The following is a 22,964-nucleotide window of genomic DNA, read 5'->3' as shown; positions in this document are numbered from 1 at the left end:
GAAAATGACATTCATTAAAAGAAAAAGGAGAAGGATCATTTAATCCTTCCCATGGCTTACATCTTTGGTTGGGTGCATGAAGGGAAATGCCTGGGGTTGTTTTTTCTGTTCCAGCAGTTCCCTGTTTTCGGCTGTATTCCACCCAATATCATTTGTCGGATGGATCCATTCATCCCCTGACATTACAGCTGGATCTGTATCTGCACTCCAGTTCTCAAGAGGTGACTGAGGAGAACTGTACTTACTATCCCCAACAATAACGCCAAAACTATTTTCAAATGGAGGCTGTATTTTAATCCCGGTTCCTTTAAAGCTTGGTGCATTAATCTGGTGCGGTAGAGTTTCGTCCAAACTGACTTTTTCATCTTTTGAATTTTTATTATTCTGCATTGTCATATCGCTCCTTTTGTTTATTTTTTGAAATCTCTCCGTTTTTATGAATGGAATGGATTTGTAAAACAGGAAGCACTTAAAGGAATGAAGAATTGGGATAGCACGCAAAATAAAAGCAGAGTTAAATGAATGGAGGGTTTATAATGGCAAAACGAAAAGCTGAAAAAAATGCGGTTGAAAAATATTCGAAAACGCCTGATAAAAATATTCAGGAGTCTGAGTTCTCCGCCGAATTCGCAAATGGAGAAGAGGCAATAAAAGGAGCAAACAGAAACTCTAAACTTGGAAAAAAGGGCAGGTCATAATGTCAAAAGAAGACAAGGACAAAGCGAATGCGGCTAATGTAGAATTTAGCGTTGAGTTTGGGGATGTGAATGGAATCAAATTGTATGAGTTTCCATTAAAAAATAAAAAATCGGAGAAAAAGGAAAAAAGGAAATAATAGAAAAGCTGCCTCAATCGGTCTCGAGTTAAAGACCTCTTGGGACAGCTTTTTTTACCCTTTATAGGGAAACGAAAATAAAGTAGTAGCTTCCTGTGCAGGAGCGAAATAAGCCACAAGGCATGAAGGAGCTTTCTCAACCATTCCTGTTTCAAGGTACCGGGCTAGATTAAAAGAAAGTGATTCAAGCATGGTGTGTTTATATAGCTCTTTTTCGTTCAGGCTGAATTCTGATAAATCATCCCCTGCTATTTGAGGATTTTGGATAATCAGCTGATAAAGCTTTGTTCTTTCTTCCTTAGTATAGCTTTGCTCCCACCACGGTTTTCTTGGCTTGTATTTCTGGTTTGCCAGATAGTCATATTTCATAAGGCTTTCCACGATATCATAATCTAAAATACCTTTAGCCTTTAAAAAGGAAGACAGACGGCGGAATAAATCTTCAAGCTGATGGCCGATCCTTGACCAGCCCTGACTGTCCCAGTACGTTCCAAACTCCTGGAAAAAGTCGAATGGTGAAGAGAAAACATTGGTAACTAAATATTCAACCGTATGATCCATCCGGTGATCGTTCCAATATTTTTCCAACACATCCTCCACTTGCTTAATTTTTATGATATCAGCAAAAGAAAGAACATTATTCCCTAAAATTTCATAAGGGGAATGGTCCATATAGGTGTATTGGTGATCTGAAGCGCGTAACCGCAATCCGGTTCCCCTTAGCATTTTTAAAAAGCCAAGCTGCAATTCCTCCTGCCTCATTACAAACACATCATTAAACGTTTTTCTGAATGATTGATAATCTTCCTCAGGAAGGCCGGCTATTAAATCGAGATGCTGGTCGATCTTTCCGCCTTCTTTAACCATTGTGACTGTTCTGGTCAGCTTGCTAAAGTTTTGTTTACGCATCACGAGCTCATTCGTATAATCATTGGTTGACTGTACACCAATTTCAAAGCGGAAAAGACCGTAAGGCGCCTGCTTATTCAGGAATTCAATTACTTCGGCGCTCATGATATCGGCAGTGATCTCAAATTGAAAGATGGTGCCTGGCAAATGCTCGTCGATCAGGAACTGGAACATTTCCATCGCATAGCTTCTGCTGATATTGAAGGTGCGATCCACAAATTTAATTGTTTTTGCACCATTCGCCATTAAATACCGTATATCATTCTTAATTTTTTCCCTGTCAAAATATCGGACACCGACTTCAATTGATGAAAGACAGAACTGGCAGCTAAAGGGGCAGCCGCGGCTAGTCTCAATATACGTGACCCGTTTATTTAAATGCGGAATGTCTTCTTCAAACCTGTATGGAGAAGGAATATCCTTTAAATCTAATTTATTCATCTGAGGTGTAATGACAATCTGGTCTTCTTGCCTAAAAGAGATTCCGGGAACACGCTTAAATTGTTTTTCCCCGTCCAACTCATTGAGAAGCTGTTTAAAGGTTGCTTCCCCTTCTCCGACAACGATAAAGTCCACCTCTGGAATCTTCTCCATCCATTCAGCAGTGTCATAAGTAACCTCAGGACCTCCAAGAACAATTTGGATAGAAGAATCGATTTTTTTAATAATATTGATGACTTTAATTGTCTCTTCAATATTCCATATATAGCAGCTGAAACCAATTACATCGGGTTTTTGCTGAATAAGGTCTGAGACTATATTCATGACAGGATCCTTAATCGTATACTCTTTAATTTTTATATTAAATTCCGGAGCGGCATAGGCTTTCAAATAGCGGATAGCCAAATTAGTATGTATATATTTGGCATTTAAAGTGGAACAAATTATATTCATTGATAGAACTCCTTATTTAAGATGAAACAATATTCTATTATAACCTTGATTAAGCAAAAAGGATAGTATACCAGCGTAGATTACCATTTCTTCAAGCTACTTCCATTTTTGAATAAAATTTTGAATTGTTTTAAAAATTCCATTAAGAGCTGTATCATTAAGGTAATACCTTATAAGAAAAATTATAGGATTGTCATTTGGAGAGTGGGAGAGGTGGAGAAATATGAAAGTGACACTATTTGCTACATGTCTTGTAGATATGTTTCAAAGTAGCGTTGGAAAAGCAACAGTTGAACTGCTTGAGAGGTTAGGCTGTGAAATTGATTTTCCGGAATCACAGGTATGCTGCGGGCAGCCTGCTTATAATAGCGGTTATGTGAAGGAATCAAAAGAAGCGATGAAGCGAATGATTGAAACCTTTGCCGAAGCAGAATATATCGTATCGCCATCTGGATCCTGCATTGCTATGTTCCATGAATACCAGCAGATTTTTAAAGGAGACCTGCTGTGGGAGCCTAAAGCAAAAAGGCTGGCAGAAAAATCATTTGAGCTTACACAGTTTATTGTGGATGTTTTAAAAATCGAGGACGTCGGTGCCAGTTTTGATGGTTCAGTTACGTATCATCCATCCTGCCACATGACTAGATTGTTGGGAGTAAAAGAAGCTCCAATGGTTCTATTGAAAAATGTTAAGGGTCTAAAGTTTACTGAGCTGCCGGGGAAAGAACAATGCTGTGGCTTTGGTGGAACCTTCTCAGTTAAAATGGCACAAATTTCTGAGCAAATGGTAGACGAAAAAGTTTGCCATGTTGAAGAAACGGAAGCGGAGTTTTTAATCGGGGCAGATACAGGATGTTTAATGAATATTGGCGGACGGATTGAAAGAAAGGCCAAGGCGATTAAGGTTTTGCACATTGCAGAGGTTCTGAACAGCCGTTAATAAATGGATAGTGATTTTATTTTATTTATGGAATGGAGGGAAAACAGATGGCAATGAAAATAGGCGCAGATAATTTTAAAGAGCGCATTGATAAAGGCATTCACGATTCATTTATGAGAGGTGCAGTCGCTGGTGCCCAGGAACGGATGGGAACACGCCGGCAAGATGCCGTTGACGAATTGGGAAACTGGGAGGAGTGGCGTTCACACGGCGAAGAAATACGACAGCATGTACTTAATCATTTAGATTATTACTTGGAGCAATTAAGTGAAAATGTGGCCAAACGAGGCGGGCATGTATTCTTCGCTCAGACTGCTGATGACGCCAATCAATATATTATAAGTGTGGTCGAGAAGAAGGATGGAAAAAAAGTAGTGAAGTCCAAATCGATGGTTACAGAAGAAATTAATCTGAATGCATGTCTTGAACAGGCAGGCTGTGAGGTCATTGAGACGGATCTTGGGGAATATATACTGCAGGTTGATGATCATGAAGCTCCATCCCATATTGTTGTACCTGCCCTACATAAAAATAAAGAGCAAATACGCGATGTTTTTACTCAAAAGCTTGGCTACCAGAAAACATCCAAGCCGGAGGAATTGGCTAAGCATGCCCGTAAAGTGCTGCGGCAAAAGTATCTTGAGGCAGACATTGGGATTACTGGCTGTAATTTTGCTGTGGCTGAAACAGGCTCTTTCAGTTTAGTCACTAATGAGGGGAATGCTGACCTTGTAACAGCACTTCCTAAAACGCAGATAACAGTTATGGGAATGGAAAGAATCGTACCTACCTTCGAGGAAATGGAGGTCCTTGTCAGCTTATTGACCAGAAGTGCAGTTGGCCAGAAATTAACCAGCTATATCACTGTTTTAACAGGACCAAGGGAAGAACATGATGCTGATGGCGCAGAGGAATTCCATCTCGTCATCGTTGACAATGGAAGATCGAATATTCTTGGTGGTGAGTTCCAATCTGTTTTGCAATGCATCCGTTGTGCGGCCTGTATCAATGTCTGCCCAGTTTATCGCCATGTAGGGGGACACTCTTACGGATCCATATACTCCGGTCCAATTGGTGCTGTACTTTCACCACTGCTAGGAGGATACGAAGAATACAAAGAGCTTCCATACGCTTCCACACTTTGCGGAGCATGTACAGAGGTCTGCCCGGTAAAAATACCGCTGCATCAGCTTTTGCATAAACATCGCGAGGTTATTGTTGAAAAAGAGGGGAAAACACCTATTTCCGAGAAACTGGCCATGAAGGCTTTTGGTCTGGGTGCCGCTTCTCCTGTCCTTTATAAGCTTGGTTCTAAATTTGCGCCGACTGCAATGAATCCTTTTACCGTTGGCGATAAAATTTCGGAAGATCGCCCATTAAAGGCGTGGACGGATATACGCGATTTCCCGGCTCCGAATAAAGAAAGATTTAGAGACTGGTTCAAAAACCGCGAAAAAGGGGGCGGGAAATGATGACAGGAATCATTCAAAATCGGGATGCTTTTTTGGAACAAATAGCCGGCCGGCTCTGCCGCAGCCGACTATCAGGTAATATAGAGAGGCCTGTTTGGAAACATCAGCCACAAAAAGAGGTGCTAAGTGGTGCAACTGGAGACGAATTGGTTGAAGTACTGAAAAATCAGTGTTTAAAAATCCATACGAGCCTTTTTATTACAGACAAAAGCAAGCTTTCTAAAACATTAAAGGAAGTAGTTGTTAGTTTTGGAGGAGGTCCTCTTATTGCCTGGAAGGATGAGAGGTTTGCGAGGTGGGGTTTAGGTACATTATTATCTAATGAATTTCCAGAACAAGATATTAAGGTCTATGAATGGGATTATACAAGAGGGGATGAAAATATCACAAAAGCAGAAAAAGCCCAGGTAGGTCTCACGATCAGCGAAATTACACTGGCCGAGTCAGGCACGGTGGTCTTATTCAGCGATAAGGATAAAGGAAGGTCGGTCAGCTTTTTGCCGAAAACATACATCGCACTCGTACCGAAAAGCAGCCTCGTCCCAAGGATGACACAAGCGGCAGAAAGGATGCGCGAGAATCATTTAAACGGTAAGACTGTTGCTTCGTGTGTCAATTTTATAACCGGGCCGAGCAATTCAGCTGATATTGAACTTAATCTCGTTGTCGGTGTCCACGGCCCTGTAAAAGCAGCTTATATTCTAATTAATGACCTATAATGGCAACAGGCACCTTCCGATGAATTGGAAGGTGCCTGTTGCTTATCTAAAGGAATCGACCATTCGGTATACGAATTTTTTCGTTTTCGAGAGCTTGAATTCAATTATCGGCTGGGCAAGCGACGTAATCATCCTGCTTGATAAAAATAGGGTCAGCAATAGAGCAAGTCCTCCAAGGAGCAGAAATCCAATTGTAGGGCTGAAGTAGTTCTTTAACTCGCTTTCCCTGAACAGGCGAATGAAAAAGCCATGGAGCAGATAAACATACAACGTATTTTTGCCCAGGGTGGTAAAAAAGTATCTTTTTCTTGGCACGAATGCCAAGAAGCTCATAACCATAATAAAATTTATTAAGTAAAATCCAAGCCTTTTAAACATGGCGAATACAGAGGCATTACCCAAAGCATCATATGGCTTTGAACCAAGGAGCCAGTCATCATGTATTCCAGGGAAAAAGTAGAAGCCTGCAAAAACAGTAACAGCAGCTAGCAAAGCAAGGATTCTTGCTCTTAGAGTGAAAAGAGAATAAATATGATCCTTTTTCATGTAATAGCCTGCCAGGAATAAAGGGAAGAAAACAAATGTCCTTAAAAGGCTTAGAAAACTTGATGTCCAATCCATATAGCCAATAAGCATGCCGATCAGAATCGCAGCAGGGATGCTGACAGATGCTTTAAATTTCGTGAAAATGATCAAAAGTACATTCCAGAAAAAAAGACTAATCAGGAACCAAAGTGACCAGTGCGGGTCAAGCGGGTTCATTTTGAAAGTAGATTGATGATGCTGTACATAGTAAAAAATCGAGTAAATTAATTGAAATGCTAAATAAGGCATAATTAACTTTTTTGCTATTTTTGAAATATAACCCTTTTTATCGAATCCCTTCGAAAAATAGCCGGAGACGAGAATAAAGGCTGGCATATGAAATGTGTAAATGCCCTTGTAAATTGCAGAAATAATATGATTATCGTCCATATACGACCAAAGAAGATGCCCAAATACGACGAAAAATATCAAAATGAACTTTACATTATCAAAGTAGTAATCGCGCTGTTTCATAACAAACCTCCAGATTTCTCCCCCAATTACTCAACTCTTTTATACCCTAAGCTAATACTCAAAAAACAGGGAATACATTCCAAAGTATGGAAGAGATGAAATATCAACTGTTATACAACAAATGTAGTTCTGTTATATATAAATATATCCGTTTGTGACTTAGGTTTTATAAGGGTTTTTTTTGAAAAAAATATTGTGTTTCAAAAAAACATGAGTTTTATGACTTTTGTCACAGCGGAATACAATACGCTGAAATACAATATCAGAGGGGAAGAATTTATAGTTGCTATTGAGTTTGAACGAGAACAGGGAGGGAGAATATGTCAATCTTACCTAATAAAAATGAACTTGGATTTTTTGAAATACGCCTGGAATCTATCGGGGGATTAGGTGCCAACCTGGCCGGTAAAATGCTTGCTGAAGCCGGGGTATTGGGACTTGGCCTTAACGGGTCGAATTTTTCGTCATATGGTTCTGAAAAGAAGGGGTCTCCGGTAAAAAGTTTCGTCCGTTTTTGTGATCCTGGTGTAGAAATCCGCGACCATAGTCCAATAGAGCAACCGCAAGTCATCGGGGTTTTTCATGAAGCTCTATACAAGACAGTAGATGTTGTGAGCGGGCTTAACGCAGACGGAATTGTTATGGTGAATTCTACAAGGGACTTTGATGATATCAAAAAAGATTTGCAGCTAACATATGGAACACTGGCAATAGTAGATGCATTGACCATTGCGGTTGAAGAAAAAACAAAAGTAAATACGGCAATGCTGGGTGCGTTGTTCCGCATCTGTGAATTTTTAGACCCGGAGGCAATGAAAGATGTCATCCGAAGAACCTTTGAAAAGAAATATCCTCACCTTGTTGAACCTAATATCAGGACATTCAACAGAGGATATAATGAAGTGCGTTTTAAAACATATGAAGTAACCGAAGGAGCAATAGGAAAAAGCTTTGTGAGGCCACTGCCACAGCTGGGTTATATGACACAGGAAATTGGCGGAGTCATGACCACTCAAGCCAACAGTATCCTTAAAGATCTAAGCGGCTCAAGGCAGGGATTTTTGCCGAATTGGGAAAGAGATGCATGTATACATTGTGCAGCCTGTGATACTGTCTGTCCGGACTTCTGTTTTGTATGGGAAGAAGGCGAGGACAAGCGCGGCAGGAAGCAAATGTTTCTGAAGGGAATTGATTATCAGTATTGCAAAGGCTGCCTGAAATGTGTGGAAGCCTGCCCAACGGATGCACTGAGCGACCTGCGGGAAATGATTGGTTATGCAGAAGAAAACCGGGTGAAGCAAAAGTTTCCGTATGTAGCAGGGGGGATATCATAATGGCTATATTAGAAGAGGAATTGAAAGCAAAGGGAGCAGCAGAACAAGTATCCACCTTTGAATCAGGGAATGAAATGGCTGCTATGGCAGCTGCTCAAATCAATTATCATATTATGGGATACTTTCCAATTACGCCTTCTACAGAGGTTGCGCAGTATCTGGATTTAATGAAGGCACGCGGAGAGCATGATATCAAGCTGATTCCTGCGGATGGTGAGCATGGTTCGGCAGGGATTTGCTATGGTGCCTCTGCAACAGGGGCAAGAGTTTTCAATGCTACGAGTGCAAATGGATTTTTATATATGCTAGAGCAGATGCCAGTTCAGGCAGGAACCCGCTTCCCAATGGTTATGAATTTGGTAACGCGTGCGGTCAGCGGACCGCTGGATATAAGAGGAGATCATTCAGATTTGTATTATGCCCTTAATACAGGATGGGTTATTTTAACGGCAAGAACCCCGCAGGCAGTTTATGATATGAATATCATGGCATTGAAAATTGCTGAACACTCAAAGGTTCGCCTGCCAGTCATTGTTGCTTATGACGGATTTTTTACCTCCCATCAAAAAAGGAGAGTAGAATATTTTAAAGATCGGAAAGTGGTGCAGCATTTTGTAGGGGAATGTCCAACAGACTATCATTTTGCCAGAGATCCAAAAAAACCTGTTACCATCGGAGCACATATGAATGGTGATGACCTCATAAATAACCACTACCAGCAATCAGAAGCGATTTATAATGCCGGTGAGGTTTTTAAAGAAGTGGCTGCAGAGTATGAGAAACTATCGGGCAGAGAATTTCCTGTTCTCGATTTATATAAAATGGAGGATGCAGAAGTAGCTTTATTCTTATTGAACTCAGCTGCAGAATCGGCCAAGGATGTGGTAGACCAGCTTCGCGCAAAAGGCGTAAAAGCTGGTGTAATAAGCCCGAATATCATCCGTCCATTCCCTGCGAAAGAAATCCGCGAAGCGCTTAAAAATGTAAAATCATTATTAGTGGGCGAGCGTGCCGATTCTTATGGAGCTAATGGACCGAACCTCACTCATGAAGTGAAATCTGCACTTCAGGAAGACCTTGAAAACGGAACAATCGTCCTAAGCAGAGTATTCGGCCTTGGTGGAAAAGATTTTTATGCAAGCGATGCAGAGAAATTTTTCGAACTGGCCATCGATGCAATGGAAAAAGGCTATGCTGAAAAGCGATTTGACTATTATGGCCATGTTCCTGGGAATCCCGAGAAAATACTTAAGCCAGTTATTGAACCACAGCATGGTGATGCATATAAAACGGGTTTGATTGAAGTGGAAATGAATGAAGCAACCGATAAATTAAAGGTGAAAATTCCGCCACTAAGAGCGCTGACCAGCAAGCCTAAAAGAATCGCCTCAGGGCATGGGGCATGTCCGGGCTGCGGTATCTTTGCCGGATTAGAACTGTTTTTTAAAGGAATTGAAGGTGACATAGTTGTCCTGTTCCAGACTGGCTGTGCTTATGTAACAACAACCTCTTATCCACATAGCTCGCATAAGCAGACGATGATTCATAATCTGTTCCAAAATGGAGCGGCCACCCTGTCTGGTACACTCGAAGCCTTTTTGGAGCTGAAAAGACGCGGGGAAATTGAAGTGGCAGAAGATGCAACCTTTGTTATGATCACAGGTGACGGGGGAATGGATATCGGCATGGGATCGGCAATCGGAACGGCGCTTCGGGGCCATAAACTGATCATGCTTGAATACGATAACGAGGGTTATATGAACACAGGTTCCCAAATGTCCTATTCTACACCAATGGGACATATGACAAGTACAACCAGTGTTGGAAAAACACAGCGCGGAAAAGCCTTCCACCATAAAGATACCGCACAAATTATGGCGGCAACCAATATTCCTTATGTATTTACAGGCTCTGAAGCATTTCCGCAGGATCTGGTTAAAAAAGGTGCCAAGGCACAGTGGTATGCCCAAAATGTAGGAACGGTCTATGGGAAAATCCTGATTACATGTCCGCTTAATTGGAAATCAGAAGACCGTTATGGAGAGACAATAATGGAAGCGGCTGTTAATTCCTGTTTCTTCCCTCTTTATGAGGTAGAACAGGGTATCACGACAATAACTTATGATCCGGAAACGAAAAATAACAGGATCCCGCTTTCAGGCTGGCTGAAGTATATGGGCAAAACGAAGCATCTCTTAAAAGAAGAAAATAAATCTATACTTAACGAGTTCGAAGAAGAAGTTGAAAAAAGATGGAAGCGACTCAAGGCCAAAAATGACAATCCATATTTATAATAAGGAAAAATGCAAAACGTCCACGTGGGCGTTTTGTTTTTTTGTCGCTTATTGTAACAATTTATTCACTAGCGTTTCTTTTTCAATTATAATGAATGAATAGAAAAGTAGGAATTTTTTATCATTATTGGCAACTAGAGTGAAAGATAAAAGGGGGAGAGATTGTGAAGTTATTCCAAAGAAAAACTAAACAACAGAAGAAAATGAAAACGAGAGAAAAGAAAGTGGAAAAAGTCATACAATCTCTAGTGAAATTTAAGTTTTGGCAGAATTTAAAAATCGGCCAAAAATATGGTGCAGCGCTCTTTCTGACCATTGGACTTTTTGCTGCCTCCACGGCAGTTACTTTTGTCCTGTTAACAATGGTCAACTCCAGCCTGCAAAGTGTCAGTGACTCAGGTGAAAAGGCTGTGAAAATTGCTGAATCAGCAGCTGTCTTTCAGCAAAAGGGAAGTGTAATTGGAAACTTTATCATTGATTCTAACCCAGGGCATTTAAATGACTTTAAGAAGCTGACAGCAAAGTTTAATTCATTGAAAAACGAATTTAAAGGCTCGCTTACAAGTGGTGAGACAAAGGAGCTTCTCCAGCAGATTGATAAGAATGACCAACAAATAAATGATATTTTTACAAAAGATATTATGCCAGGTGTACGTCTTCAGCACGAGCGTGAATACCGGCTTGGAAAACTTCAGGCGGACAACCTTATTGCAAAAACGGTTGTTAAACTGGATAAATTAAAAACAGACTTAAAAAATGCTCAGGAAAGTGCGATTAGTTCTGCTAAAGGAAAGCTTATCCTGACATTAATCGTCCTGGTAATTTCAATTTGTATTTCCGGTGTATTGGGAGTAGCGGCGATTATGATTATTGGAACCATTATATCCCGTAAGCTTGGCCAAATAGTAAAAGTATCTAACGAAATCTCGTCTGGTAATTTAACTGCAGAGGCAGTTGAATATGAAGGAAAAGATGAAATTGCCGAATTGAGCAAGGCTACAAACTCAATGAGAGAAAAGCTTCAGGCGATGATTCAGGAAATTCAGGGAGTCTCCAGCTATGTAACCAATAAAAGCAGGGATTTGAACGGAGCTTCAGAAGAAGTTCGTGCAGCAAGCCAGCAAGTTGCTTCAACCATGCAGGAATTATCTTCTGGTGCAGAGGAACAGGCTGGATCAGCTGGGGATCTTGTGCTAATGATGGAAAGGTATCTTGCAAAGGTAGAGGAAGCAGTTCTAAACGGAAAATTTATCAGGTCATCGTCGAATGAAGTATTGAACATGACTCAAGAAGGCGACCTGCTAATGGAAAAGTCGCAAGAGCAAATGGTTAAAATTAATCAAATTATGAAAACTTCTGTGGAAAAGGTGAAAGGATTGGATCACCAGACCCAGCAAATCTCTAAGCTGGTACAGGTAATCCAGGATATAGCCGGCCAGACAAACCTACTGGCCTTAAATGCAGCCATTGAGGCAGCTCGTGCGGGTGAGCATGGCAGGGGATTTTCAGTTGTAGCTGCCGAGGTCCGCAAGCTTGCAGAACAGGTATCCTTTTCTGTTTCTGATATTACGAAAATCGTAGAAGGCATCAAATATGAATCAAACGAAGTTGTATCTTCTTTGCAAAGTGGCTATCAGGAAGTCGAGCATGGTACTGAACAAATTGAAGTGACCGGATTGACCTTTAAGAAAATCCATAAAGCAGTTGATTTGATGACGGAAAAAATAACGGATATTTCCAATAATCTTGAACATGTCTCAACTAGCTCGTCAGCTATGAATGCCTCCATTGAAAATATTGCTTCGGTTTCTGAACAATCTGCTGCTGGCATCGAGCAGACAAGTGCGTCAATTACTCAAACAAACCATTCAATGGAAAATATTTCAGACCATGCCCAATCCCTTTCTGATCTTGCTGAACAGTTAAATGAAATGATTTCAAAGTTCAAACTATAATTCAAACTTTGAAAATGCTGCTTCTATCAAGAAGCAGCATTTTTAAAAAGATAAATAATACCTATTTTTCTGAACTCTATCAAAGGATTTAAAGGTTTTTTGAGGTATTTAATAGAATAATAGAGATATTGTGATTGCTGATTATGGGAATTGGCGGGATGCCTAAGGTGAGATTAGAATCCTTAAATGATGAAATCGAATCATTAAAAGAAAAGATTGATTCTTTAGCCAAAGAAAATGAAACCTTAAAAGAATATGCTGCGCGGGCTGAAAAGGATAATATCTTTGAATTTGCCCCGGATGCCATGATCCTTTTTAATAAAGGTGGATATATAATAGATGCCAACAGGGCTTTTTGTACGATTGTCGGTAAAGAAATCCAGGATGTGATTGGTCACCGGTTAGAGGGATTTATTGCCGAAGAGAGCCTGTACAAGCTTAACAGGCAGCAGGAATTACTGGAACAGGGATGGCCGCGCAAAGGGAATACTCCCTATCAGACACGCTAAGGGGATATCATATCTCGAGTCAGTTACCAGCTATAATGAAAAGCTGGACCTTTATCTTTCTGTATTAAGAGAGGTTACCCATAAAACGATTCTTGGACAAAAAATCAAAGAAAACGAAAAGCTATTCCAGGAACTATTTTTAGAGGCAATGGATGGAATTATATTTTGGGATATGGAAGGTACCATTATTAATGCCAATGCTTCAGCATGCCGAATTTTCGAGTGTGCCTATCACGAATTGATCGGACGCAATTTCAAAGATTTAAGTATGGATAGACATAGAAATCCCCCTCTATTCAAAATCATGAAGGAATTTAGATCAACAGGGGCAGTCAAGGAACAGCTCTTTTTTCGAATGGCAGACGGCAGGGAGAAGCTGCTGGAATTTTCATGCAAGATGCATTCTGTTGACGGTTTCCAAATGACGATTTTCCGCGACATCAGTGAAAGGCATAGGATGGAGCAGGAATTGCGGGATAGTGAACAAATATTCAGGATTATTTTTGAAGAGGCATTGGACGGCTTGATTCTTTGGAATAAGGATTTTAAGGTAATAGATGTAAATAGTGCGGCAATAAATATGCTCAGTGTGGAAAAAAAACAGCTGGTGGGCCAATTTTTACAGAAACTAATTACTGATTGCGAATTTAAAAAGCAGGAATTATCAGAGCACGTAAGACAAGTAATTAGAAATGGTAAGCATGCTTCTTCCATAACACTTGATTGCAGGGATGGGCAAAAGCGGCATTTTGAGTTTTCAACTCAGCATGCAATTGTGGCAGGCTTGAATTTAACTGTTTTTAAGGATGTGTCAGAGAGAATCCAAATGCAGGAACAGCTTAGAAAGTCGGATACGCTGAACGTCCTGGGCGAACTGGCGGCTGGAATAGCACATGAAATCCGCAATCCAATGACTGCATTGAAAGGCTTCATCCAGCTTTTAGAGGAAAGCATAAAGGAAGAACACTCAATGTATTATCAAGTGATCACATCGGAATTGCAAAGAATTGACAGCATTATTAATGAGTTCTTAATTCTGGCCAAACCACAGGCAGTCAGGTTCCAGGAAAAAGATGTCGTCCTGATCATGAAAGAAACACTCGATTTATTAAATGCCCAGGCGGTTCTGCATAATGTTCAATTCCTGATGGTGCCTGAAAAAGGAATTCCTCCTATAGTTTGCGAACCGAACCAGCTAAAGAAAGTTTTTATTAATATCATCAAGAATGCAATTGAAGTGATGCCTGATGGTGGAACGGTTACGATAAAGATGGGCAGGAAGGAGAATATGATACATATTTCGATTAAGGATGAGGGGATGGGTATACCAAAAGAGAAAATACCAAAGCTGGGAGAACCTTTTTATACGACGAAGGAACGTGGAACAGGACTGGGCTTAATGGTTAGCTTTAAAATAGTCGAAGAACATCAGGGGAAAATTGAAATTGAGAGTGAATTAGGAAATGGCGCGGAATTTCATATTTGCCTTCCTCTTCAAAAGACAAAAGCTAACCAAGACTCAATTTAGGTGTAGTGAGTACAAATTATGAAACACTTCTTCGAGGAGTGTTTTTTCTATTGACTATTTGGAGTGAATTTGATATATATCTAATTAGATGATAATCTAATCAGAAGGAGCGCTTGTGCATGCAGTTAAACCGGCTTGTATCGTTCTATAAAACAATGGGAGATCCTACACGGGTCAGAATTGTCGCATTGTTGTCAAAAGGGCCCTTCATGGCCAGGCCATTGCAGGCAAACTGGGACTTACCCCACCAACAATCACTCACCACTTAAAAAAGCTGCGTGAAGTCAACGTTGTCTATGAGCGAAGGGATAAAAATACAATTTATTTCTATTTGAACGAATCGATGATCAAACAGCAGGCAAAGGTACTTTCACAGCTGCTTGATAAGAGGGCGGAGGAGATTGACGATATGGTGGAATCAAGCCTGGAAAGACAGAAAATCTTAGAAAATTTCTTTACGAGAGAAGGAAAACTGAAAAATATTCCCGCACAGAGAAAAAAGAAATTAATCGTGTTTGAGCATATGGTCCAAGGATTAAAAATAGGGAAAAAATATGAAGAAAAAGAGCTCAATGAATATATTAAGCAGTTCCATGAAGATTATGCTACCATCCGCAGGGAGTTTATCATTAATCATTACATGTATCGGGAAAACGGGATTTATGAATTGAACCCTGAAGAAATGTGGGCAAAAATTGAAGGGTGAAAAACGAAAGCAGCCGGTGGGCTGCTTTCTTGATATTCTATAACTCTTCTGTTAGCAAATGAATAAATCCTTCTATGTCCTTAACTTCGCTGCGCTGTTTAATTAGTTTTCGGCCTGCTGAAAGGGTCTTTCGTTTTGACTTCAGCCTTAGCTCCTCATCCTGGATACCGTCCAAATCAGCAACATGGGCAAGGCCAACAGTTCTCCGGATTAGTTCACATCCCGCGAATCCCACTGCATCTTCAAAGTATTTTTTCAGTATATGATTTAAAAATTCCTGGGTATTTGAAAGCACTTCTTTATTAGCTGTCCTCCACAAATGCGTGTATTCCTTTACAAAAACCTTCCAAGTGGTTTTAAGATGGGCAATAAAGACGTTTCGTCTTGCTTGGCTTGAAATGACCTGGAAGCCCAGGTTGGCGAATACCTGGCCTATATCAAAGCCTGCTGGACCATAATATGCAAACTCTGGGTCGATTACTTTTGTTTCTTGTTCACTGGCGAATACGCTTCCAGTGTGCAGATCCCCATGCAGCAATACTTCTGCCTCAGTAAGAAAGCTTTTTTTCAAAATGGAAGCATGGAATTTAAGCTCCTCATCATCCCAAAGGGCTTGAACGTCATCGCTTAACTCATTTTCATATGAATTATTTGGAGAAGGGAAGAAAGGATCGGTGAAAATTAAATCCTCTGTTATTTTACAAAGCTCGGGATTGATAAATTTCTTAACCAATTTCTTCTTTTCAGCTGCTTCGAGTCCATAGTCTGAGGTGAAAAATAAAGTCTTAGCCAAATATTCGCCAAGGTGCTCTGAGATTAAAGGATAAGTTTCTCCCTGTATAAATCCTGTTCTTGCGATGGACAGATGAGAAAGATCTTCCATAATCGTGACTGCTAGAATTTCATCACTGTAATAAACCTCTGGTACGTATTCAGGGCAGATCTCGCCGAAAATTTTTAGTGCTTCAGCCTCAATCTTTGCCCTTTGAAGTGTTAATGGCCAGCTTTCCCCAACCACTTTCGCATAAGGCAAGGCCTGCTTAATGATTATGCTTTTCCTGTTATGGGAATCTTCAATTCTAAAAACCAGATTTAGATTGCCGTCTCCTATTTCCTTGCAGGTTAAAACAGCATCCTCCTGGAAAATGCCTTTGCTGGCTGCTAATAAAATTGCGGATTCTTCTGTAAGTGGCTCATAAGATGTTTTAGTAGCGAAACTCATTGTAATTACCTCCTAAATATGGGAGGCTAACCTGCCTTTAAAAGCAAAAAAGCCTCTTTCTTATTCTGAAAGAGGCTGGAAGAAAACACATTCTTCTCACCTCTTATCTCTCAGAAAAATAATCTTTCTGTTGGAATTAGCACCGTGCCTTAAAGGGATATTGTCCCGGCGCAGAATGCGCCCCATTTCACAATGGCATTACAGTCGGTTGCTGGGCTTCAAAGGGCCAGATCCCTCAGCCAGCTCATGATAAGAGTAAATATGGATTTATTGAGTGCCAAGAAGATTTCGTATCTTCTGAATTTGTCCGGCACTGTTAAAAATAATACCAACGCATAAATCAGAGTGTCAATAGTTTTTTGAATAATTAATAATATTCAGGCTTGCGATCTTCGAAAATCGGGATAAGCCTTCGAATATCCTTCACTGTGCCGAGATCAATCTCTGCCTCAAGTATTTCTTCGTTTTCTCCAGCCTCTGCCAGTATTTCGCCCCATGGATCAATTACCATTGAATGGCCAACAAACACACTTTTCGGGTCGCTGCCGGATCGATTGCAGGCGATCACATAGCATTGGTTTTCGATGGCTCTTGCAATCAGGAGAGAACGCCAATGTGCCAGACGAGGCTTTGGCCATTCAGCTACAACGAAAAGAGCTTCTGCTCCTTCGGAAGTATGTGCCCGAATCCATTCCGGAAAGCGGATATCATAACAAATAACACCGGCAAAAGAGCGGTTTTCAAGCTTGAATAAACCCTTCTCTGTTCCAGCAGTCAGATGGTGGTGCTCATCCATTAGCTTAAATAAATGCAATTTACTATACTGATGGACAAGATCTCCCTGTTTATTGATGATGAGTAATGTATTTCTTACGTCATTGCCAGTCCTTCCGGCGACTGAACCACCGACAAGGTGAACCTGGTACTTTACAGCCGCATCTTTTAGAAATTTGAGGGTTTGGCTGCAGCCGGCATCCGCAATTTCATCGAGCCGTGTTAAATCATATCCAGTCGTCCATAGCTCTGGAAGCACAAGGACATCGGGCTTTTGAAGCATGGATTTCTCTATAAGCTGCTGTGCTTTCTCGTAATTTGCATCAGGATTTCCGAATGCAATATCCATTTGAAGACAGGCAATTTTTAGTTTCACTACTATTCCGCCCCTTTTGAATTTTTTAAAATTTCACTTTACAAGCTGTCATTTAAGTTATATCATTTGTGACTAGATTTTCAACAAAAAAATGAAATCCTGAAGCAGGTGACCAATGTGAAACAATTCTCGCAATCTGATTTATTAAATAGCCTTCCGAAACAGTTTTTTGCTTCGCTTGTAAAAAAAGTGGGAGAATATATTGAAAATGGCTATGATGTTATTAATTTGGGACAAGGGAATCCTGACCAGCCCACACCAGCACATATTGTGGAAAAGCTGAAGGAAGCGGCCGAAAATCCAATTAATCATAAATATTCCCCCTTCCAGGGCTATCGTTATCTAAAGGAAGCAGCCGCAGAATTTTACAAAAGAGAGTATGGCGTAAGTATTAATCCTGAAAAAGAGGTTGCTATCCTGTTTGGTGGCAAGGCTGGACTGGTGGAAATACCACAGTGCCTCCTGAATCCGGGAGAAACCATTCTTGTTCCGGATCCTGGGTATCCAGACTATTGGTCCGGAGTGCCCTTGCACAGGCACATATGGAAATCATGCCGCTGCGTGAAGAAAATGGCTTTTTGCCTGATTATAGGGAATTGAAGCCGGACGTCCTTTCCAATGCAAAAATGATGTTCCTTAATTATCCTAACAATCCTACTGGTGCAACGGCTACAAAGGAATTTTTTGAGGAAACAGTAAAGCTTGCAAATGAACATGACCTTTGTGTTGTTCACGATTTTGCCTATGGAGGCATCGGGTTTGATGGGGAAAGACCTCTCAGTTTTTTGCAGATTGACGGGTCAAAGGAAGTCGGAATTGAAATTTATACTTTATCCAAAACCTACAACATGGCCGGCTGGCGCGTCGGCTTTGCGGTTGGCAATGAAAGTGTCATATCAGCAATTGAGCTGATGCAGGATCACCTATATGTCAGCTTGTTTGGTGCAGTCCAGGAAGCTGCCGCAACAGCTTTAACAGGGCGCAGGACTGTGTAAGAGAATTAAATGAGCTATATGAGAAACGGCGTAATGTCCTCGTGAATGGTCTTCAGGAACTAGGTTGGAATGTTACGGCCCCGCAAGGTTCTTTCTTTGCCTGGCTCAAAGTTCCTGAAGGTATGTCCTCACAGGAATTCGCCAGCACTTTACTCGAAAAAGCGCATATTATGGTGGCGCCTGGTATTGGATTTGGTACTTTCGGAGAGGGGTATGTCCGTGTTGGACTTCTTACTACAGAAGAAAGACTTGCTGAAGCTGTTAGAAGAATAAGTTCATTGGGAATTTTCAAAAAACATATTGACAATTAACTTATTTCTTGCGATAATCCAAATTAATTTAAACAATATAAAAATGTGAATAATATAATCGTTTTCTTATCAAGAGCAGGTGGAGGGACTAGCCCTACGAAGCCCGGCAACCGACTTAACCAAAAGTTAAGCACGGTGCTAATTCTTGCAGCGTAAAGCTGATAGATGAGAAGATGTTAGTTTTGTGATGCTAACCTCTTCTTTCTGAAGGGGTTTTTTTAATGTTCCAAGCTGGAAAGGAAGAATAACTATGAGTGAATTAATTGCAACATACCTTTTACACGCAGAGAAAAATCCAGAAAAAAAAGCGGAAGAAATTGCGCTTGGCCTTACCGTGGGATCATGGACCAGCTTGCCAGAGCTGGAAAAGAGCCAATTGCAAAAGCATAAGGGACGAGTCGTTTCGATCGAGCAATCGTCCGGAACAAACGCCCAGTCGATTATCAAGATTGCCTATCCCGCTTTAAATTTTTCGAGCGATTTGCCAGCGATTTTAACGACTGTATTTGGCAAGCTGTCACTGGATGGAAAGGTAAAGCTAATCGACCTGCAGTTTGACCAGGTTTTAAAAGGCTTCTTTCCTGGCCCTCGATATGGGATTGAGGGTTTGCGAGAGAAGACTGGGGTATATGGACGTCCACTTGTAATGAGCATTTTCAAAGGAGTACTCGGTAAGGACCTAAATTTCCTAGTCCAGCAGTTAAAACAGCAGGCACTGGGAGGAATCGATCTGGTCAAGGATGATGAAATCCTGTTTGAGAATGAGCTTACCCCATTTGAAAAAAGAATTGTTGAGGGCAAAAAAGCGCTAGATTACGTATTCGAGGAAACCGGCCATCGAACATTGTACGCGGTAAATCTTTCAGGAAGAACGTCCTCATTAAAAGAAAAGGCAAGAAAAGCAGCCGATATAGGCGCAGACCTCTTATTATTTAATGTGTTTTCATACGGACTTGATGTCCTTCAGGAATTAAGGGAAGACGATGAAATTTCATTGCCTTTGATGGCACATCCGGCAATGAGCGGTGCGCTCGCTTCGTCCCCAGAGTATGGATTTTCACATGCCCTGCTTCTCGGGAAACTGCTGAGGTATGCAGGGCCGATCTGTCTTTGTTCCCATCTCCTTATGGCTCAGTGGCTTTGGATAGAAACCATGCCCTATCCATTGCAGTCGAATTAACGAGAGAGGATGTTTATAAAGCAGCTTTTCCGGTTCCATCAGCTGGAATACATCCGGGACTCGTCCCATTATTACTTCGCGATTTTGGCGTTGATTCTGTCATCAATGCTGGTGGCGGCGTCCATGGACATCCCGATGGGGCACGTGGAGGGGGTCTGGCATTCAGGCAGGCCATCGATTCTAAATTAGCTGGTAAATCATTATCAGAGGGTGCCGAGGCATTTCCTGAACTCAAAAAAGCATTAGAGCTATGGGGAAATGCGGAGGTGACCGTTTAATGGCAAAGCCGGTGATCTATTGTGACTTTGATGGCACAGTAACGGAAAAAGATAATATCATTTCTATCATGAAAGAATTCGCTCCAGAAGGATGGGAAGCGGTCAAGGACCAAATTCTTTCACGGGAGATATCAATTCGTGAAGGAGTAGGCAGCTTGTTCTCACTGATCCCAAGCGAATCGAAGGAAAAAATCATTGCTTATGCCATTGAAAATGCACGAATTAGGGCAGGTTTTAGTGAGTTTATAGAATTTACACGTTCTGAAAATATTCCGCTCTATATTGTAAGCGGAGGGATCGACTTTTTTGTCACCCCTTTACTGAAACCATATGGACCTTTCGATGGTGTATATTGCAATGCATCTGATTTTTCAGGTGAAAACATCAAGATTATTTGGCCTCACAAATGCGATTGGCTTTGTGAAAATGACTGCGGCTGCTGTAAACCAAGCATCATTAGAAAGCTGAATCATCAGGACCGCTTTAAAGTTGTAATAGGAGATTCAGTAACAGACCTTGAAGCCGCAAAACAGGCTGACTTCGTACTAGCAAGGGATCTTTTAAAGGAAAAATGTGAGGAATGGGAATTGCCGCATCAGCAATTTGAGACTTTTTATGATTGCATTGAAGCACTAAAAAACAGGATTGAGGTGAAGGAATTAAATGTTAAATGAGAGATGGAATGAATTGGCAGATGTAAAGGATGAACTCTCGGGAAGAGATTGGTTTATGGGAACAAGCGGGAACCTTGCCATTAAGGTAAGTGACAATCCATTACAGTTTTTAGTAACAGCAAGCGGAAAAGACAAGCGCAAGCGGACAGATGAAGATTTTCTGCTTGTCGATGAATTCGGGAGGCCGGTAGGGGAAACACATTTAAAGCCTTCAGCTGAAACACTGCTTCACGTGGAGATTTACAGGAGGACTAATGCCGGCTGCAGCCTGCATGTGCATACCATTGACAATAACGTTATTTCTGAAGTTTACGGTGACAGGGGAGAGGTGTCCTTCCAGGGGCAGGAACTCATTAAAGCATTTGACAAGTGGGAGGAAGATGCGGTGTTACGGGTGCCGATCGTCAGTAATTATGCACATATCCCAACACTTGCAAAAGCTTTCTCGGAGCATGTTTCTGGTGATTCTGGAGCTGTGCTTATCCGCAATCATGGAATAACCGTTTGGGGCAGGACAGCCTTTGAAGCAAAAAAAATCCTGGAAGCCTCTGAGTTTTTATTCAAGTATCAGTTACGCCTCCTTGAACACAAACCATACCAATTATTTAAAGTAGTTTAATAGAGAGGAAGAGAAAAATGGCATTTATTAAATTTCAATGCGAGAAGAAGAAATTCATGGTAAAGAAGAGGTAAGCCGGTTCCTGGACAGCCAGGAAGTTATTTATGAAAACTGGGACATTTCCAAATTGCCAACGGAATTAGTGGAAAAGTATTTACTATCAGACGAGGAAAAGGCAGCAATTCTTACTGCCTTCGCTGGAGAAATATCAGATATATCAGCAAGAAGGGGCTACGAGGCACAGGATGTTATTTCGCTGTCTGAAAACACGCCCAACCTTGAACAGCTTTTACAAAACTTTCAGCAGGAACACCACCATACAGATGACGAGGTCCGTTTTATCGTAAGCGGCCACGGTGTGTTTGTTATCCAGGGGAAAGATGGAGAATTTTTTGAAGTATTCCTTGAGCCAGGAGACTTAATTTCAGTCCCTGAAAATGTGCGGCACTATTTTACCCTCCAAGATGACCGCAAAGTGGTTGCTGTTAGAATTTTCGTTACGACCGAAGGCTGGGTGCCGATTTATAATAAAGAAGAAGTTGCTCAATAAATAGCAAACTGCCGGCTGATAACATACATCAGCCGGCTTTTTTTATAAATTAAATTATTAAGAGTTTGTACCTTAATCCTCTAATTAGAGACTCGATTATCCTTCATTTCATCAAACCTGCTAGTAGTCGCTCTAGGTTCTGACTCGAATACCTTTGAATGGATCAACCCTGTCTGAATACACCCATGATTCGGACTCGAATGCCTTTGAATGGATCAACCCTGTCTGTATACACCTCTGATTCTGACTCGAATGCCTTTGAATGGATCAAACCTGTCTGAATACACCCGTGATTCGGACTCGAATGCTCTTGATATGATCAACCCTGTCTGAATACACCCATGATTCGGACTCGAATGCTCTTGATATGATTAAACCTGTCTGAATGCACCCATGATTCGGTCTCGAATGCTCTTGATATGATTAAACCTGTCTGAATACACCCATGATTCGGTCTCGAATGCTCTTGATATGATTAAACCTGTCTGAATACACCCATGATTCGGTCTCGAATGCTCTTGATATGATTAAACCTGTCTGAATACACCCATGATTCGGTCTCGAATGCTCTTGATATGATCAACCCTGTCTGAATACACCCATGATTCGGACTCGAGTGCCTTTGAATGGATCAACCCTGTCTGTATACACCTCTGTTTCTGACTCGAATGCCTTTGAATGGATCAAACCTGTCTGAATACACCCGTGATTCGGACTCGAATGCTCTTGATATGATCAACCCTGTCTGAATACACCCATGATTCGGTCTCGAATGCTCTTGATATGATTAAACCTGTCTGAATACACCCATGATTCGGTCTCGAGTACCAT

General features: G+C 41.1%; 19 protein-coding genes, 3 pseudogenes and 2 riboswitches. Of the genes and pseudogenes, 17 read left to right on the top strand and 5 right to left on the bottom strand.

Going from position 1 to position 22,964, the window contains the following annotated elements; translation table 11 throughout:
• Positions 1-39 precede the first annotated feature (39 nt).
• Complete coding sequence (locus RCG23_RS05510) at positions 40-390, bottom strand: DUF3905 domain-containing protein (protein ID WP_308178906.1); 351 nt, start codon at positions 388-390, stop codon at positions 40-42.
• Between the two features lie 146 nt (positions 391-536).
• Here RCG23_RS05510 and RCG23_RS05505 point away from each other — a divergent pair, with 146 nt between their 5' ends.
• Both RCG23_RS05505 and RCG23_RS05500 read left to right on the top strand, forming a co-directional pair.
• Positions 537-698, top strand: coding sequence for a hypothetical protein (locus RCG23_RS05505; RefSeq protein WP_308178905.1), 162 nt, complete (start codon positions 537-539; stop codon positions 696-698).
• Complete coding sequence (locus RCG23_RS05500; protein WP_308178904.1) at positions 698-835, top strand: hypothetical protein; 138 nt, start codon at positions 698-700, stop codon at positions 833-835. The genes RCG23_RS05505 and RCG23_RS05500 overlap by 1 nt, the downstream gene beginning before the upstream one ends.
• A 54-nt stretch (positions 836-889) precedes the next feature.
• Here the strand turns inward: RCG23_RS05500 and RCG23_RS05495 are convergent, their stop codons facing one another.
• Positions 890-2,638 carry a B12-binding domain-containing radical SAM protein gene (locus RCG23_RS05495; protein WP_308178903.1) on the bottom strand — a complete coding sequence of 583 codons (1,749 nt, stop codon included), beginning with the start codon at positions 2,636-2,638 and terminating at the stop codon, positions 890-892.
• Between the two features lie 223 nt (positions 2,639-2,861).
• Here RCG23_RS05495 and RCG23_RS05490 point away from each other — a divergent pair, with 223 nt between their 5' ends.
• Genes RCG23_RS05490 through RCG23_RS05480 form a run of 3 tightly spaced genes read left to right on the top strand, consistent with a single transcriptional unit; the run spans position 2,862 to position 5,769 of the window.
• Positions 2,862-3,578, top strand: coding sequence for a (Fe-S)-binding protein (locus RCG23_RS05490; protein WP_308178902.1), 717 nt, complete (start codon positions 2,862-2,864; stop codon positions 3,576-3,578).
• A gap of 47 nt (positions 3,579-3,625) precedes the next feature.
• Positions 3,626-5,050 (top strand): LutB/LldF family L-lactate oxidation iron-sulfur protein, encoded by a 1,425-nt coding sequence (locus RCG23_RS05485; RefSeq protein WP_308178901.1) that lies wholly within the window; start codon positions 3,626-3,628, stop codon positions 5,048-5,050.
• On the top strand, positions 5,047-5,769 hold the full coding sequence (locus RCG23_RS05480) for a LutC/YkgG family protein (RefSeq protein ID WP_308178900.1): 723 nt from the start codon (positions 5,047-5,049) through the stop codon (positions 5,767-5,769). The genes RCG23_RS05485 and RCG23_RS05480 overlap by 4 nt, the downstream gene beginning before the upstream one ends.
• A gap of 42 nt (positions 5,770-5,811) precedes the next feature.
• Here RCG23_RS05480 and RCG23_RS05475 read toward each other — a convergent pair whose 3' ends face one another.
• Positions 5,812-6,828, bottom strand: a complete 1,017-nt coding sequence (locus RCG23_RS05475; protein WP_308178899.1) for an acyltransferase family protein — start codon at positions 6,826-6,828, stop codon at positions 5,812-5,814.
• A 320-nt stretch (positions 6,829-7,148) separates the two neighbouring features.
• Here RCG23_RS05475 and RCG23_RS05470 point away from each other — a divergent pair, with 320 nt between their 5' ends.
• The 6 genes and pseudogenes from RCG23_RS05470 (at position 7,149) to RCG23_RS05445 (ending at position 15,154) form a co-directional block, all read left to right on the top strand.
• Positions 7,149-8,162, top strand: coding sequence for a 2-oxoacid:acceptor oxidoreductase family protein (locus RCG23_RS05470; RefSeq protein ID WP_308178898.1), 1,014 nt, complete (start codon positions 7,149-7,151; stop codon positions 8,160-8,162).
• A complete protein-coding gene (locus RCG23_RS05465) occupies positions 8,162-10,456 on the top strand; it encodes a thiamine pyrophosphate-dependent enzyme (RefSeq protein ID WP_308178897.1) in 2,295 nt (764 codons plus the stop codon). Before RCG23_RS05470 ends, RCG23_RS05465 begins: the two co-directional genes overlap by 1 nt.
• A gap of 164 nt (positions 10,457-10,620) precedes the next feature.
• Positions 10,621-12,411: a methyl-accepting chemotaxis protein gene (locus tag RCG23_RS05460; RefSeq protein ID WP_308178896.1), complete on the top strand. Its 1,791-nt coding sequence runs from the start codon at positions 10,621-10,623 to the stop codon at positions 12,409-12,411.
• Between the two features lie 143 nt (positions 12,412-12,554).
• Positions 12,555-12,920 carry a PAS domain-containing protein gene (locus tag RCG23_RS05455; protein WP_308179972.1) on the top strand — a complete coding sequence of 122 codons (366 nt, stop codon included), beginning with the start codon at positions 12,555-12,557 and terminating at the stop codon, positions 12,918-12,920.
• Positions 12,826-14,448, top strand: coding sequence for a PAS domain-containing sensor histidine kinase (locus RCG23_RS05450; RefSeq protein ID WP_308178895.1), 1,623 nt, complete (start codon positions 12,826-12,828; stop codon positions 14,446-14,448). Before RCG23_RS05455 ends, RCG23_RS05450 begins: the two co-directional genes overlap by 95 nt.
• Before the next feature lie 119 nt (positions 14,449-14,567).
• Positions 14,568-15,154 (top strand): annotated as a pseudogene (locus RCG23_RS05445) (metalloregulator ArsR/SmtB family transcription factor).
• A 37-nt stretch (positions 15,155-15,191) separates the two neighbouring features.
• Here RCG23_RS05445 and mtnK read toward each other — a convergent pair.
• Both mtnK and RCG23_RS05435 read right to left on the bottom strand, forming a co-directional pair.
• The gene (mtnK, locus tag RCG23_RS05440; protein ID WP_308178894.1) at positions 15,192-16,376 is read right to left on the bottom strand and encodes an S-methyl-5-thioribose kinase; all 1,185 of its coding nucleotides are present in this window, start codon (positions 16,374-16,376) and stop codon (positions 15,192-15,194) included.
• A 100-nt stretch (positions 16,377-16,476) separates the two neighbouring features.
• Positions 16,477-16,632: riboswitch (SAM riboswitch) on the bottom strand.
• 111 nt (positions 16,633-16,743) lie between these two features.
• On the bottom strand, positions 16,744-17,526 hold the full coding sequence (locus tag RCG23_RS05435; RefSeq protein WP_308178893.1) for a carbon-nitrogen family hydrolase: 783 nt from the start codon (positions 17,524-17,526) through the stop codon (positions 16,744-16,746).
• 108 nt (positions 17,527-17,634) lie between these two features.
• Here RCG23_RS05435 and RCG23_RS05430 point away from each other — a divergent pair.
• The 6 genes and pseudogenes from RCG23_RS05430 to RCG23_RS05410 all read left to right on the top strand — a co-directional run bounded on the left by RCG23_RS05430 (position 17,635) and on the right by RCG23_RS05410 (position 22,133).
• Positions 17,635-18,521, top strand: a pseudogene (locus RCG23_RS05430) (aminotransferase class I/II-fold pyridoxal phosphate-dependent enzyme).
• Between the two features lie 41 nt (positions 18,522-18,562).
• The gene (locus tag RCG23_RS25875) at positions 18,563-18,832 is read left to right on the top strand and encodes an aminotransferase class I/II-fold pyridoxal phosphate-dependent enzyme (RefSeq protein ID WP_374049809.1); all 270 of its coding nucleotides are present in this window, start codon (positions 18,563-18,565) and stop codon (positions 18,830-18,832) included.
• 63 nt (positions 18,833-18,895) lie between these two features.
• A riboswitch (SAM riboswitch) is annotated at positions 18,896-19,004 on the top strand.
• A 78-nt stretch (positions 19,005-19,082) separates the two neighbouring features.
• Positions 19,083-20,290: pseudogene (gene mtnW, locus RCG23_RS05425) on the top strand (2,3-diketo-5-methylthiopentyl-1-phosphate enolase).
• Positions 20,290-20,964 (top strand): 2-hydroxy-3-keto-5-methylthiopentenyl-1-phosphate phosphatase, encoded by a 675-nt coding sequence (locus tag RCG23_RS05420; RefSeq protein ID WP_308178892.1) that lies wholly within the window; start codon positions 20,290-20,292, stop codon positions 20,962-20,964. The pseudogene mtnW and the gene RCG23_RS05420 overlap by 1 nt, the downstream one beginning before the upstream one ends.
• Positions 20,954-21,583, top strand: a complete 630-nt coding sequence (locus tag RCG23_RS05415) for a methylthioribulose 1-phosphate dehydratase (protein ID WP_308178891.1) — start codon at positions 20,954-20,956, stop codon at positions 21,581-21,583. The genes RCG23_RS05420 and RCG23_RS05415 overlap by 11 nt, the downstream gene beginning before the upstream one ends.
• 37 nt (positions 21,584-21,620) lie before the next feature.
• Positions 21,621-22,133 carry a 1,2-dihydroxy-3-keto-5-methylthiopentene dioxygenase gene (locus RCG23_RS05410; protein ID WP_308178890.1) on the top strand — a complete coding sequence of 171 codons (513 nt, stop codon included), beginning with the start codon at positions 21,621-21,623 and terminating at the stop codon, positions 22,131-22,133.
• Positions 22,134-22,964: the final 831 nt, after the last annotated feature.

The sequence above is a fragment of the Neobacillus sp. PS3-34 genome, assembly GCF_030915465.1.
Classification (GTDB): Bacteria; Bacillota; Bacilli; order Bacillales; family Cytobacillaceae; genus Neobacillus_A.
The sequence above is the reverse complement of the archived record's forward strand: the minus strand, read 5'-3'. Positions and strand labels throughout refer to the sequence as shown.

Bases quoted from the DNA above. Each gene is read 5' to 3' on its own strand.
- RCG23_RS05510 (WP_308178906.1), bottom strand. From the start codon at position 390: ATGCAGAATAATAAAAATTCAAAAGATGAAAAAGTCAGTTTGGACGAA.
- RCG23_RS05505 (WP_308178905.1), top strand. From the start codon at position 537: ATGGCAAAACGAAAAGCTGAAAAAAATGCGGTTGAAAAATATTCGAAA.
- RCG23_RS05500 (WP_308178904.1), top strand. From the start codon at position 698: ATGTCAAAAGAAGACAAGGACAAAGCGAATGCGGCTAATGTAGAATTT.
- RCG23_RS05495 (WP_308178903.1), bottom strand. From the start codon at position 2,638: ATGAATATAATTTGTTCCACTTTAAATGCCAAATATATACATACTAAT.
- RCG23_RS05490 (WP_308178902.1), top strand. From the start codon at position 2,862: ATGAAAGTGACACTATTTGCTACATGTCTTGTAGATATGTTTCAAAGT.
- RCG23_RS05485 (WP_308178901.1), top strand. From the start codon at position 3,626: ATGGCAATGAAAATAGGCGCAGATAATTTTAAAGAGCGCATTGATAAA.
- RCG23_RS05480 (WP_308178900.1), top strand. From the start codon at position 5,047: ATGATGACAGGAATCATTCAAAATCGGGATGCTTTTTTGGAACAAATA.
- RCG23_RS05475 (WP_308178899.1), bottom strand. From the start codon at position 6,828: ATGAAACAGCGCGATTACTACTTTGATAATGTAAAGTTCATTTTGATA.
- RCG23_RS05470 (WP_308178898.1), top strand. From the start codon at position 7,149: ATGTCAATCTTACCTAATAAAAATGAACTTGGATTTTTTGAAATACGC.
- RCG23_RS05465 (WP_308178897.1), top strand. From the start codon at position 8,162: ATGGCTATATTAGAAGAGGAATTGAAAGCAAAGGGAGCAGCAGAACAA.
- RCG23_RS05455 (WP_308179972.1), top strand. From the start codon at position 12,555: ATGGGAATTGGCGGGATGCCTAAGGTGAGATTAGAATCCTTAAATGAT.
- mtnK (WP_308178894.1), bottom strand. From the start codon at position 16,376: ATGAGTTTCGCTACTAAAACATCTTATGAGCCACTTACAGAAGAATCC.
- RCG23_RS05420 (WP_308178892.1), top strand. From the start codon at position 20,290: ATGGCAAAGCCGGTGATCTATTGTGACTTTGATGGCACAGTAACGGAA.
- RCG23_RS05415 (WP_308178891.1), top strand. From the start codon at position 20,954: ATGTTAAATGAGAGATGGAATGAATTGGCAGATGTAAAGGATGAACTC.
- RCG23_RS05410 (WP_308178890.1), top strand. From the start codon at position 21,621: ATGCGAGAAGAAGAAATTCATGGTAAAGAAGAGGTAAGCCGGTTCCTG.